The 14,572-nt window shown below is 32.8% G+C and carries 9 protein-coding genes; 1 reads left to right on the plus strand and 8 read right to left on the minus strand.

Going from position 1 to position 14,572, the window contains the following annotated elements; genetic code table 11:
- Positions 1-441 (plus strand): SDR family NAD(P)-dependent oxidoreductase (locus ACN0QX_RS13770; protein ID WP_417197773.1); only part of this gene is annotated, 441 nt, incomplete at its 5' end.
- Between the two features lie 396 nt (positions 442-837).
- On the opposite strand, the gene ACN0QX_RS13775 is transcribed toward ACN0QX_RS13770, so the two are convergent.
- The 8 genes from ACN0QX_RS13775 to ACN0QX_RS13810 all read right to left on the minus strand — a co-directional run bounded on the left by ACN0QX_RS13775 (position 838) and on the right by ACN0QX_RS13810 (position 14,458).
- A complete protein-coding gene (locus tag ACN0QX_RS13775) occupies positions 838-2,508 on the minus strand; it encodes a RagB/SusD family nutrient uptake outer membrane protein (protein WP_008615109.1) in 1,671 nt (556 codons plus the stop codon).
- 8 nt (positions 2,509-2,516) lie between these two features.
- Positions 2,517-5,897, minus strand: coding sequence for a TonB-dependent receptor (locus ACN0QX_RS13780; RefSeq protein ID WP_335588483.1), 3,381 nt, complete (start codon positions 5,895-5,897; stop codon positions 2,517-2,519).
- Positions 5,898-5,932: 35 nt separating this feature from the next.
- Complete coding sequence (locus ACN0QX_RS13785; RefSeq protein WP_008615111.1) at positions 5,933-6,535, minus strand: RNA polymerase sigma factor; 603 nt, start codon at positions 6,533-6,535, stop codon at positions 5,933-5,935.
- Complete coding sequence (locus ACN0QX_RS13790; RefSeq protein ID WP_417197776.1) at positions 6,525-7,487, minus strand: FecR family protein; 963 nt, start codon at positions 7,485-7,487, stop codon at positions 6,525-6,527. The genes ACN0QX_RS13785 and ACN0QX_RS13790 overlap by 11 nt, the downstream gene beginning before the upstream one ends.
- Positions 7,488-7,918: 431 nt before the next feature.
- Positions 7,919-9,184: a BREX-1 system phosphatase PglZ type A gene (pglZ, locus tag ACN0QX_RS13795; RefSeq protein ID WP_417197778.1), complete on the minus strand. Its 1,266-nt coding sequence runs from the start codon at positions 9,182-9,184 to the stop codon at positions 7,919-7,921.
- Positions 9,181-10,968, minus strand: coding sequence for a hypothetical protein (locus ACN0QX_RS13800; RefSeq protein ID WP_417197780.1), 1,788 nt, complete (start codon positions 10,966-10,968; stop codon positions 9,181-9,183). Before ACN0QX_RS13800 ends, pglZ begins: the two co-directional genes overlap by 4 nt.
- 11 nt (positions 10,969-10,979) lie before the next feature.
- Entirely contained in the window at positions 10,980-12,098 is a 1,119-nt protein-coding gene (locus ACN0QX_RS13805; RefSeq protein ID WP_417197782.1) for a UvrD-helicase domain-containing protein, read from the minus strand.
- Positions 12,099-12,109: 11 nt separating this feature from the next.
- On the minus strand, positions 12,110-14,458 hold the full coding sequence (locus ACN0QX_RS13810; protein ID WP_417197784.1) for an Hsp70 family protein: 2,349 nt from the start codon (positions 14,456-14,458) through the stop codon (positions 12,110-12,112).
- Between the last annotated feature and the right edge of the window lie 114 nt (positions 14,459-14,572).

Here is a 14,572-nt window from a genome sequence, read left to right on the forward strand (position 1 = left end):
GTTCGTTTATCTCGAAAATTATTCCCGCAAATGCAAAACAATAATTGGGGACGAATCATTTTTATCAGTAGCGAATCAGGTGTAAATGTTCCTGAAAATATGATCCATTATGGAATGTCAAAAGCGGCTATGGCTGCCATTGCAAATGGCCTTTCTAAATTAACAAAAGGAACGGAGATTACGATCAATACTATTTTGGGAGGACCAACCTATTCCGATGGCGTTGCAGCAACAGTAACGCAAATTGCAGAAACACAAAACCTAAAATTAGAACAAATGAAAAATGCAATTGTACAACAGACCAATCCACACATTTTATTACAGCGATTCATTGATCCAAGTGAGATAGCAAGTTTAGTAGCTTATTTAGCAAGCCCTCTATCCATTGCTACAAATGGAGCTTCTTTAAGAGCAGATTCAGGAGTATTGAAAACCATTTAAAAAGCAATAACAAACATTCAAAACGAAGTTCAGGTATAAACTAATAGAATTTCCAAAACGTAGGTATCCTTAAAACAGTTCCAATTGATTGCTTTGTTTTACTTTCAGTTTAAAACTCCCGTGCTAGCTATACGCTAACCTGAATGAAATTTATTAAAGATAGTTATTCTTGTAACAAGTTAAAATTAATCCTAGTTACAAAAGATATTGAACATTACATCTACAATATTTGATTTAGAAGGTAGTTAAAATACCGAAAATATGGCTATCAGTACCTCAAAGATTAGCTCCAGGTTTGTTTTTGATAATTATTTCTTTATTGATAAAGCAGCAAATTTCTACATAGATAAAGTAAAATTGCAGGAGTGTTACCACCCCTGCAATAATTAAATCAAACTAATACCCATTATTTTGGGTTACTAAACCAGCATCTACTCCATCAATATATGCTTGTGGAATTGGCCAATATTCATTTTTCCCTTCTATAAAACTGGCGTTAGATAGATGGGTTCTTCTAGTTTTCTCTACTTCAAGATATTTAGAGATAATCTCATCTGCCTTTTTCCATCTAACTAAGTTAAAAAAGCGATGTCCTTCAAGGGCTAATTCTAATCTAGATTCCATACGAACTGCTTCTCTGGCTTGCTCCTGGTTACTCCATACGGAATTATACAACTCAATACTATAATTGGCAGCATTGGCACTCCCATCTAGGGTTTTAACATATGCAGTATTCTTTGCACGATTTCTTATCTGATTGATTAATGTACGTGCTACTTCTAACTGACCAATCTCAACCGCAGCTTCTGCTCTCCATAATAAAACTTCCCCATACCTTAGGATGTAATAATTTAAAGCACTAACATAAGGCCATACTTCTAAATGAAATGATGAATTGGCTGAAACAATTCTTTTCTTCGGACTAAACTCTCCATAAGTAGCCAAATCTCTTGCCCAATTAGCTTCGTATAAAACACCTAAATCTTTATAAGGAACTCCTGGTCTACCTATAGTAATATCTATTCTTGGATCTACAAGATCGGTTTCTTTTAGATTTTCATTACTGTTGGCAGGAAGTCCATTTGCTGTTACCTTATAGGCATTAACCAGATTTTGTGAAGGTCTGTGAAAACCATACTGTGAATAAAAAGGCCCTCCGGGAGCTAACAATCGATCACCAATACTTCCATTATAATTACTTGGTTGCCCATCATTTATAGAATGTTGCACTGCAAAAATTATTTCCTTATTGTTATCGTTCTCAGGTAAAAATAGTTCTTGAAAATCATCCATCAACCCGTAATTACTATTAACAACTTCCGTGGTGGCATCAAATGCCATTTGCCACTTTTCTTGAAATAGATATGTTTTAGCTAAATATGCTTTCGCTGCAATTTTAGTAGGTCGCCCTGCATCTTCTTGAGTAACAGGTAACACATTGTACGCCGCCTGAAAATCAGCTTCTATTTTCCCCCATAACTCTTCAGAGGTAAATTCTGTGTTTGATTTCGCATAATCATTTACGGTTTCAGCAGTTTCATCAATATAGGGAATATGATTATATATTTTTTTCAACTCAAAATAAAAATGTCCCCGTAAGAATTGCAATTCAGCTTTTCTTTGTGCTTTTAAGTTTGTATCAAAATTTTCAGAAGCAGCCAGCAAACGCATTGCTTCATTAACTCTTTTAACACCTTCGTATAATGCCATCCATTTACGTTCTACATCAATAGTGGTAGGTAAGGTGTTAAATATTTCCATTTGGTGAATATTATTTTGATCCCCGGTTCCACCACCTCCCTTGTAGGCATCATCCGATACCACATCACCAAAGCTCCAATTAGATGCTGGAGAATTATAGGCATTACTTGCTCCATCAAATTGCCCATTTAGAACGCTATATGCTGAAATAATTGCGCGTTCAACATTTGCTGGCTTAGTCATTTCATCTGGAGAAACCTCCCCGTAAGTTACTTCTTCTAAATAATCATTCGAACAAGAAGTACTACTTATTACGATTGTTGAAACAACCATAATTTTTGCTATATATGCTTTAAATTTCATCATTATTTTTTTTAAAATTTCAGGTTAAATCCAAATACAAAAGTTCTGGATGGTGGGTAGATACCACGATCCACACCAATATCTAAATTCCTACTACTACTTGAATAGTTTTGAAGTCCTATCTCTGGAGTCATTCCACTATAATCGGTAATGGTAAAGACATTACTAGCTTGTGCATAAATCCTTAGATTTAAATCTCCTAATACGGATGCTGGAATGGTATAACCAACTTGCAAGTTATTAAGTTTTAAATAAGATCCATCTTCAACATAATATGAAGAAGGACGTATATTATTATTTGGATCATCAAGGCTAAGTCTTGGAATGTCAGCATCAGGATTAGCTGGTGTCCATGCACCAAGTAACGAAGAATCTTTGTTATAGGCAGATTGATTAAAAAATTGTGTTTTGTATTTAGTAAGATTGTAAAGGTCATTCCCAATACTTGCATTAAAGAACATGCCTAAGTCAAAATTTTTATAATTAAGATTCACATTAAAACCAATAACTACATCTGGGTGTGGAGAACCAATAAAAGTTCTGTCTTTATCATCAATGACACCGTCATTATTTACATCTTCAAACTTAATATCTCCAGGTTGTGCATCAGGCTGTAAACCGTATGCATCTACTTCTTGTTGGCTTCTAAATAAACCTGCTGCCTGATATCCAAAAAAAGATGCTATTGGCTCCCCCACTGTACTTCTTGAAATTTCCTGATCAAAGTTTACACTGTGTAATGAAGAACTTGGAATTCCTAAATAAGCTACGCTATAAAGTTCCTTTAATTCATTCTTATAACCTGTTACATTTAAACCTAAGTCATAACCAAAGTCTCCTTTTTGGTCTCTAAATTTAAAATTAAGTTCATACCCTTTATTCTCCATACTCCCATCATTAATCCACTGTCCATCATTTGTTCCTCCAAAGGTTAATGGCACTGCATTGTATACTAAAATGTCGTCTGTTACCTTTTTATAAACTTCTGCAGTTATACTCAATTTATTATTGAAAAAACCTAAATCTACTCCCAGGGAAGTCTGCGTAGTAGTTTCCCATTGAAGATCTGCATTAGGAACTCTTGTTTGTGCCAGCCCAGTTGACACAGAATTCTGTCCACCATCGATAGCATAGTCACTATAATTGTTATTATTGCTATAGCTATCCACTGTAGAGTAAGAAGGTACTTGTTGATTCCCTGTTTGTCCCCAACTTGCACGAATCATCATATTTGTAAATCCATTTCCAAAATCGAAGAAATTTTCTTTATCTACTCTCCAGCCTGCAGAGAATGCAGGAAAAGTTCCCCAATTATTATTTGCTAAACGGGAGGTTCCGTCTCTTCTAACTGTAGCGGTGAGAAGGTATTTTTCATCAAAATTATAATTTACTCGTCCGAAATACGAATTAAGTTTCCATTCACCTGCATTACCAGCATTTAACTGATTTTCAGTACCAAAACTCAAATACCTAAAATTTAAATCTTCATACAGAAAATTCTGTCTTGAGGCAGAGAAGTTTTCATTATAATACTCAATTGCTTCTTGACCTAACAATACATCCAGATTATGGTTTCCAAAGGACTTGGCATAATTTAATGTGTTCGTGAAAGTGAATTGATAATTATAACTATTCTGAGTACTTAAACTATTAATGGTATTTTGAGATAGAATTTCATCATAAACTGGCGAAAAACCGCGGTAATTAAAATTATTATAGTCCAAACCAAAGGATGATTTAAAGGTGAAATCTCCAAAATTAAGTGCAGCAAAAGCATTTCCAAAAGCGCGAACATTTTTACGCTTGTTATCCTTAGCACGATATAAATTCCCTAATGGGTTTCCCACATCATTTATTGGATTTCCTCCAAACTCCCCATTTAAGTCTTTTACAGGAACAATTGATGGAAATTGAAAAGAATCATAAATAATACTTCCCAAAGAGCTATTCGTTCCAACAGACACTTCTTCTGTATAAGACCCTGTGAAATTTTCTCCTATGGTGAGCCAATCTGTTACCTTATAATTTGAATTAAAACGAGCTGAATATCTTGAAAAACCAGTATGTTTAACAACACCTTCTTGATCATAGTATCCAAGAGAAAATGAATGTTGTCCTTTTTCTGATCCCTTTTGAATTGAGACATTGTAGTTTTGAATAAATGCTGGCTGCATAATTTCAGCTACCCAATCCACATCACTGCTAGGTAATGTTTGTTCTGTATTAAGCCATTCAGGGATTTGCGCTTGATTAGGATTGTTTCCATAAATATCATGCGCTGGAGTTTGCCCGTCATTTTTATATGCCTGCCATAACAAATCTCCATATTGCTGCGCATTCAACATTCTAGGTAAGTTAATAGCTGTTTGAAGCCCAGCATACCCATCAAAATTTACAACAAAAGAATCTTTTCTCGCTCCTTTTTTAGTAGTAATAACCACTACTCCATTTGCTGCTCTAGAACCATAGATAGAAGAAGAAGCTGCATCTTTAAGCACCTGTATGCTCTCAATATCCTGTGGATTAATACTACTCAAACCATTTGAAGTAGGCACCCCATCTATAACCACAAGAGGATCATTATTATTAATGGTACTAAAACCTCTTACACGAATGGATGTTCCTCCCCCTGGGCGGTTATCGCTCATTACTTGTACTCCAGGCATTCTCCCTTGAAGCATTTCTGCAACATTCGCCTTTGGTAACGACTTTATTTCTTCTGGATCTACTGTTGAAATAGCAGCTGTAATATTTTCACGCTTTTCCGTTCCATATCCTACGACTACAATTTGTTCCAACATATTAGTGTCTTCTTCTAAAGAAATTGAAATTTCTGTTTTTCCGACAATGTCTATGTCAGCTCTTTTAAAGCCCATAAAAGTCACGCTTATCGTTTCGGTATCTATAGGGACATTTAACACGAAGTTTCCATCAAAATCTGTTGCAGTACCTATATTGGTCCCAGCTACAAAAACATTAGCTCCTGGAACTGGTGTCCCACTATTGTCTCTTATCGTTCCACTAATTTTACGTTGTTGCTGGGTGCTATTGGTATTTACTATTTCTTTAACCAATATCCCATCTCCTGCTATTTTGAATTCTAAGCTTGTTAGTTTCTCAAGTTCAGTAAGGGTTTCTTTTATATTAGCATTATTTATATTTATACTGATATTTTCTTTAAGAAAATGCTGGTCTGATCTGTAAATAAATCGTCTTTTAGACTGTGCTTCAATCAGTTCAAATACTCTTTCAATAGAAGAGTTTTTAAGGTTTAAATTAATTTTTTCAGAGATTTCAATCTTATTGAAAGTATTCTGATTATTATTCCCTGCCTTAACTCCATACATTATGGAAAGTACCAACAAAGAGAAAAGTAAAATTTTGTTTTTCATTATTTTAGATTGATAATTTGTAGTTTTAACGGAAGTTATTTTCTGTTTTTCTTACGCAATACTTCTAGTTCTAAGCGAATATGTTTCATTGCTAAAGCAATATGATTTTCCACTGTACGAGGAGACAGGTCTAATATTTCTGAAATATCCTTATATTTAAATCCATCTATCCTACTTAACTCGAAAACTCTTCGAGATTTTTGTGGTATCCTCCCTAAAATAGACTGGATTAATTGTGTGTTAATTTCTTCTTGTTCCTGATCTATCATTTCATCCTCTATACTTGGGGAAAATGGAACATCTTGACTGTAACTTCCATCTAGTGAGTAGTGCAATTGGCTAATTTTGGTTTTCTTTAAAAGACTGTGTTTTGCTATTACATATATATAAGATTTTGGTTTTTCAATTTTTTTTAGTTGTTTCCGTTTATTCCATAGTAGAATAAAAACATCCGATATTTTCTCTTCAACAATGGCTATATTACTCTCATAGCTTAATCCAAAACGGCAGAGATCATCATAATATTTATCGAATATAACCTCTAAGGAAGCATACTCTCCTTTAGAAATTTTACAAAAATGTTCACGATCATGAGTTTGATTATCTATGGCTACTCCTTTACTATATCTAATTTTCATCGGAAGCTTGTATTGAGAATGTTTTAGCAGTATGCTTAATTACTTTTACATTTGTTATAAATTCTAATGAAGCGATAAAATCTTCTAAACTTTGATCCTTAAAGGCTCCTGTTATTCTTTGCGTTTTTAATCGATCCTCATCAATAGAAAAATGAACTCCATAGAATTCATTTATTTTATGAATTGCTTCTGAAAAGGGAAGATTATCTAAAAGCAATGTATTTTCCTTCCAAGCTAAGAACTTCTGTGGTTTAAAATTTCTTTTTATAACCTCATTGGAAGATACATTCCAGATTAATTGTTCTTCGGGCAGCAAGTTGACCCTATCTTTAGTCCGCTTGAGTAATACATTTACTTTGCCAGTTTCTAAGGAAATTGTTTGCTTTTCAGTAGAAGCCAACACACCAAAACTAGTACCTACAACCTCTACATCAACTTCAGCAGTGTGTACGATGAACGGATTATTCTTATCTTTGGTGACCTCAAAAAAGGCCTCCCCATTCAAAAAAACCGATCTGGGATTTGAAAATTTCTGATTGTACTTTAAGGTAGCACCCGCATTTAAAATAACGCTGCTACTATCTGGTAAATAAAAGTGTAAGCGTTCTCCTTTATCTGCTATTTTTACGTTGGTATACTTAATAGTATCTGAAAATAATAGAGCTGAAACCCCCGATAGCATTAGAAAAATAAATAGAGTAACAAGGATGATGTTTCGTTTAACAAATACCTTCTCACGAATCTTTCCTTGAATTTTTTGCTGACTAATTTCTGGATGTAACTCTAAGCTTTTATTAGGATAAAACATCCAAATTTTTTTATAATAACTATATAATGATTTCAATTCATCATCAATGGATAGTTCGATTTCAAAGACAGAACGGTCTTCTTTAGACATTTCATTGGCTAAGTACCGAATGCACTTTTTATCTTTTTCCGTTAGGTTTTCCATTTACCTTCATGCCTTTATTATAAAGAGCTTGAAAGATGAAAAAACCCCTAGCTTCGAATATCAACAAAAGGTAAAATCAGAAAGTTTCTTCTTAATATTTAGTTAACATCAACTAGGAGTGCAAAACAAGTATGTTTTTTATCAGAAGAATTTTAATTCATAAAAGAAAAAAGCAAGGAAAATTAAAATGACATTAGAAGCATTGTCATTGACTACTCATAAAGCTTGAATGATGGTTAATGGAAGAGTTCGATTATCGGAGCTCTTTACGATAATCGTAAATTTAGATTTATGGAATTAAAACGCCATATATGCAGGAAAAACTGAATAACTAAATTGCGACTGTAGGAAAACTTATAAATTCACTCATAGTTTTTCATTAATTATGGTATAAAAATATGAGGCTACCTTTTCAGGCAGCCTCATTCAAACTAACTTAATAATTCTTGAGTAGGCCATACAGTTAAATCATCTACTATTTTTTGCCAGTTGTTGTTATATTTTAACAACCAATCGTTAGCATATACTTTTTCTATTTTTTCTGCTAGCGTTGCAAGTATTCTGTTTTGTTTGGATTGTCTAAAGCTCCAAACAAACTTTCTGTAGGCTTGGTCTACTTCATACAATTCTGAAGCATAACTTTCTATTCCCTCACTAAAATTAGAATAAGTAGTTCCGTTATATTTACGAATGAGATGCAAGGTTTCTGCTCCATATTCTAGACCATCATATAAAGCTTCTGAAGTAGCATACCAGTATTTGTTTTCTCTTTGCTTTTTATACTGAACTACTTTTTCATAAGCTATCTCTTCTTCTGCGATGAGGTTGACTAAATCGTAAATAATCTTTTTATCGCTTAAGCGAAACAAATCGTCGTTTATAATAGCTGAAATTTCTGCTTGTTGCATTTTGGTTTCTACGTCAATGTCAGTCGCGATTTTATCTGAAACTGCACCAAAGCTTTCTCGATATTGAATGGTATCCTTCCAAAGTGCAATGAGTAAACGAGATTCTTTAGTCAACTCTGAAGGATGACCTAAACTAAAGCTGTGGTTAAAGACTTCTAACAGAAAATCGTAAATAGATGGTTCTTCTGCTACATAATTAAACGCATATTTTATTTTTCCCCAGTAATACGTTTTTAAACCGAAACGTTCTAAATCTTTATCAAACTTCTCGTTACCATCTATAAATGCCGAACTATGTGAATGTATAAACGTGCTTAGATTTACATAGTCCGTATTAAACAACACTGCTAACATTTTACTACGGATGTCTTCGTGTTCATCACCAGCACCCAGCAACTCTTTAAGCTTGTTCCTCCGGTCTTTGGCTTTAAAAAATTCAATATGCTCAGCAACGAGTTCTTTTAAATGATAGCCTAGACCTATTTCTTGTAAGAACATTGCTTCTTGGTCTGTATGGAATAGATGATGTGCTAGTTCTATATCTAGTAGCCAGTTTTCTTCGTTACTAGGTTTCTTGCCTGTGAAGTAGAGTAAGAACTTGTCTTTTGGTTTTTGTTTCGTGATGATATGCTTTACTCCAAATTCATTTTGGTTCACGTACATCTTTTCCACACCTGTAACCTCCAGCTTATCAAATTCTTCGATAAAATCTTTCTTTTCATCGTACCAGAAAATGACTCTATGGTCTTGAAACCGTTTCATTAATGCTTGCTCTATATTTTGGCTCATTTGTTTAAAAATGTATAATAGTTTTTTATATCAGAATCAACCACAAACTCATTGTTCACACTTATTATCCAATTACGAATTTTATCATCTATATTTTCATTTACCAATTCAATATCCTTTATACTATACTGTTCTAATAAATGTTTTAAATTTCTTTTTATTTCACCATCTGATTTTATGCGTTCATTTTTAACCAAAACAGATGTATTCTCACCAAATTTGGATTTTAAAAATTTTTCCATTTCATTTTTTTTATTTTGAAATTCTGGCGACTGTATATATTCAACCTCTTCATCTACAAGCAATACAATTACAATTGTTTTTATAGATTTAGATTTATCTGCATTCTGAAGAATCCATTCATATACTTTTAATAAACTTCTATCATAGGATTCAGGTAATAAGAAACCAACTAAAGCTTTTTTGTTATTATCAATAAGCTTTGAAATTGGTTTTGTTTTTATTTTTAATTCTTTCAGCCAATCTTTAACTTCACTCTTATCGTTTATATAGAATGTAACTTTAGATGGTTTTGATTTTAGATTCAATGAGAAACCCATATTGTTCGTTGCACATTTATTGCGGAATAAGAAATTTAAAGATGAATGTGCTCCTGTATCTACTCCTATGTTCAACATATTTTGATTGCTAAAGTTATTCTTTAACAATTCTATTTCATCTTCTTCTGTTATAAAAGTAGGTTCTATTAATTCTCCACCATCTTGAAGTTGTAGATATTCCGCTACCCCCTGTCTTTTTTGAAGCTCTACTATTTCGAATGTTGCGTTAGAAGGCTCAATTTCTGAAAATAGCAGCTGTAATAATTTATTTTCAAGTATTAATTGTTGTTTTTGATAAGATGCAATTACATACAGGAAGTCTAAATCATCTTTAAATAGCGCTTGAAAAAAGATTGACCAATATATAACCTTACTATTCTTTTCTAGCTTTATTTTTTTAAGTTGTGCTAGAATGACATTGTAAAAGTCTTCTCCAATATTAGACTCTTCATAAAACGAAGCAGCTATATAATACCCTAAAATAAATTCAAACTCTTCAAAAAAGATATCAGGAACATTAGAAATTGCATTTTGAATGGACTTTGAATTTTCTTTGTCTTTGAAATTTAAAAACCATTGTCTAGCTTCATTTAAATCATTCTCATTTAACTTTTTTATTTCAGGAAATTCATTAAAAATATATGCTCCAAACCAATTAAATCTCTTTACAGATTCTGCATAAAAGTTACCATCATTTCTTTCTTTGATTGGATAAAAATCATTTAAAAGAATTTCTTTTATAAGATTTAAGTTGAATTCTGAAAAAGTAAGGTTATTTATGTTATTGTAGACTTCGTTTGAAAACTCTTTAGATATTGAATTGTTTATAGCGAGAGCAAAACAATTCATCAAACCTCTTCTTATAAACTTGAAAAACCTTATTTCATTAGTATAATCTAATTCGTCTGGAAAATCGAGAGTTTTGTCCTCATCATTACTTTCTCTATATTTTCTATCAGCTAAAACCAATAATCCTTTAGGTACTCGAAAGTGGTTAAGGAACAGGTTTTCTTCTTTTAATGGTATTTCAAATTTTAAAACAGCACCAGCAACAAGTACTATTAAATTAGCATATTCCGTAAAGGTTTCATTTTTAATATAGATAGCAATACTCCAATCTTTTTGAGCACGTTCAATACCTAATCGTGTTTTTGGCAGTACAATTATTTTATTAAAAACAAGGCTTTCAGCCTCTTTTAACGATATGTATATTTTTTGTTCCATAGCTTACTTATTTAAAACCAATCATCATTAACTTGAGTCGGTGTCGTATTGTTAAATAAATTAATATCGGACAATTCTGAAATGGTATCTGTTGTTTTAATAATGTATAAATTGGCATTTGTTCTAGTGATACTTACATATATTACATCTTTTAATCTGTTTTCTCTCTGTAATTTCTGAACCATACTGCTGCTTTTGTTAAACCCGAACAGGATAACATGTTCAAACTCTAATCCTTTGGCACTGTAACTTGAAATTAGTAATGGAACTGTAGATGTAAAATCATGCTCTCTTAAGTCTTGGTTTTTTGGATAATAGTTGAACTCTACAGACTGATTTGATAAATAAATGGATAAATCCTTTAGTAAGTCCTTATCTGGTGAAATCACGCCAATTCGTTGTCTCATGTTTTTTAAAGAATTTAAAATTTCTTTAATTTTAGGGTATTCTTGCGCTCTATCTACTTGAATTATCTGTGGTTGAGTTTGTGATAGCTTTGTTACTTTAGCCTCTAAATTGTCATTGGTTCTTGAAAATAGTGCTGCTATTTTGGCTATATTTTTATGGAATCTAAATATTTTGGTTAATCGTTCCATCAAACCTTGACCTACAATTTCATTTTTAGTCAATTTTGTTTCATAGATACCTTGATTAAAATCACCTAGAGAGGTTATTCTTTTAGATAATCGTTTTACGAGTAACCATTCTTTTGGGTTTAAGTCTTGTACTTCGTCAACTACTGTAACATCATAGCTTCTTCTTAAATTGCAACCCAGTAGTTTAGACAATAGAACGTCGTATTTTTCTTCGTACGAACCTCCGTTATGTGTAATGCCATTTTCTGTCGCTAAATTCCAAAAGAATTTATCTTTAGTAGCAATGGTAATATTATCAGAAATCTCCAATTCTCGCATTGCTGTTCTTAAATAACCAAATAAACTGTGGTTATACATTAAAAGCAGCGGTCTTATGGTTCCTTCTTCTACCATATCCCGTAATGTATATAGACTAATTAGGGTTTTTCCTGATCCTGGGGGACCTTCTACGAAAAGGTTTTGTTGTTCACGTGAAATTCTTCTAACAATTCCTTTTTGTTCTTCTGATAATCTATTATAAGGTATTAAAAACATATTGGTGTATTTTAAAATGGAAGGTTATTCATATCTAAATATTTGCCTTCATCTTCTTTTCTTCGTTTCGTTTTTGGGTCAATATATGCATAAGGTTCACCAACTTGACTAAAAATTTCTTTAAGTAATACGCGCTTGTCAAAATCTGAAAAACCGGCAGGGTTATTTTTATATTCTTGTGCTATTTTTTGCAGTTCTGAATCATCATTATTAACCTCCTTTTGCAATAGTGCTAATTTGCATCTAACAGTGGTGTCTTCTTTGATATGGTCGGGTTGATTATTTAAATAGTCTAAAGCCGCTTTTGCATCACTTTTCTCTAGTAAAACAGCATAGTTATGTCTCCACGCTGGTTCCGTTGGGTTTATTTCTATAGCTCGTTCTAATGCTTTTTTAGCTGCACCTAAACGCCCCAAACGCGAATTAAGGATGTAAATCATATTCCACACCCAACTGTCCTGATCATCAAACCTTTTAATATAAACTTCAGCATTTTCAAGAGCTCCTAAATAATTTTTGGCTTTATAATGTTTATCAATAAGTGTTTTTAATAAACGTTTTTCTTCCGAAGTGTTTTTTGCTTGTTTGGCTTTGTTAAGATTAGACTGTGCTTGGAACACTTCTAATTGTTCCTCGGTTAATTTGCCAATAGCATACGGATTATCAAACTCTGCATCCCCAACAATCTCATTATCAACAAGTACCTGCATCTTAAATACTTTGTCTGTGGTTATTTCTGCTTTTATTTTTACTATAGTGTCTATATCATAGAATTTATTTAAAGCACAGCGAATTTCTCCAATAGGGAAATCTGCTCCGTTGATACATACTGGAACAATAATTTCAGAAATCATATTAGATTGTAATTTAAAATCTGGGATTTCTACTTTTTGAGGTAAGGATTGCCCGCGTTCTATAATGGGATAAAAACGATTTCCTTTTAATCGTACCCCTAAATTGTCACTGGTAATAGGACTAATTAATGAAACTCCATATTGATTTACAAAATACGAATAAACCGCAGCTCCTTCGGCCACTAATTTATCTGGCTCTGGGAACACCAATAATTTGGCATTGGTTAATTTCTCTTGTGTTAATGCACCTAAAAGAGGATTGAATGAACTTCCACCCACTAACAATGCAAAATCTACCGCGTCTAGAGTCTCCTCTGCTTTTTCTATAATTTCAGAAATAGAGCTGCTAATTGTGGTAATGGTTTTATCAAAATATTTGAATGTGTAATTTTTTCCTCTAAAAAATTTAACGAATAATTCTTGAAATTTTTCAGCGGTTAATTTTAAATCTCCAAGATTGTATTCTTGGTTAGTAAGCGTAACTATATTATTATTTCTAGTTGTTTTAATCTCTGAAAGATCCAAGCCGTTAACATTACCTCTTCCAGCTTTTAAGCTCATTGCATTACAAATGCCTATCTTTAGGTCTTCAGCAATTACGGTTAGTTGCGGTAAAAGGGTGTTTCTAACCTCACCAATATCTAAACTGTCAAAATTAGGGATGACTTTAATCACTTGTGGTAAAAGATATTCTTCTGCAAGTAATAGATCTACATCTTGACCTCCCAAATCATTATATCTTGAAATGGCTACATTACTTATTGTAATGCCAGAATCACGTCTAAAATCTACATTTAACAAGGATAAATCTAATGTGCCACCACCAAAATCTATGACCAACACATTTTTATTCTTAACTTCATTAGCCCAACGTTCTTTTTCACTATCTACTAATCTATTAAAATAGCCAAGAAATGCCGCATTTGGTTCATCAATAAGCATAGTCTCATTAGTGTTGATTTTCGCCATTTCAGCTGCCTTTAAAGTGTCTTTTCGCTGATTAGCCTGAAAGGAAGCCGGCACAGTAATAATAGTGTTTTCCAATTCGTAATCACTTCCTGAATTATACATCTTACGCATATAATTCATAATACCACCTGCAATTTTAAATGGCATATCCAATTTCTCGTTTATTGCATTTGGATATAATGGGTGATGGTCTACACCCATTTCTACTTTCCAGTGGTAAAATATGTTCTTCTTATATACAAAATCCGGATGTCCTTTTAAATGATATAAATTGTTACCTACATAAGGTTTCCCATTGTAAAAAGCCACTATAGAAGCTAATTTTTCATCTTCAATAGTTTGGTCGTATTCAAATGGGCTGTATTGAGGAAACCTCACAAACTGAACAGGGATTTGGTTGGTTTTATTAAAATCTACATGAGCCGCATCTACTGTTGCCATGAGTGTATAGGTAGTACCCAAATCAATACCAATGTTTATTGGGTTTTTAGTTATTTGCTTTTGTTCTGCAACAGGGTAAATTTTAATTTTATTCATAAGTTGTAAATTCCTGTATAGTTGACCCACCCATTCCTGTTTAAATTGAGCATAGTAAAACAGGTTCTAAAAAGAGCAGTTTTGTGCTTATAAAAATATAAAATTTATCATTGT

The organism is Bizionia sp., from assembly GCF_048259285.1.
Taxonomy (GTDB): domain Bacteria; phylum Bacteroidota; class Bacteroidia; order Flavobacteriales; family Flavobacteriaceae; genus Algorimicrobium; species Algorimicrobium hallyeonense.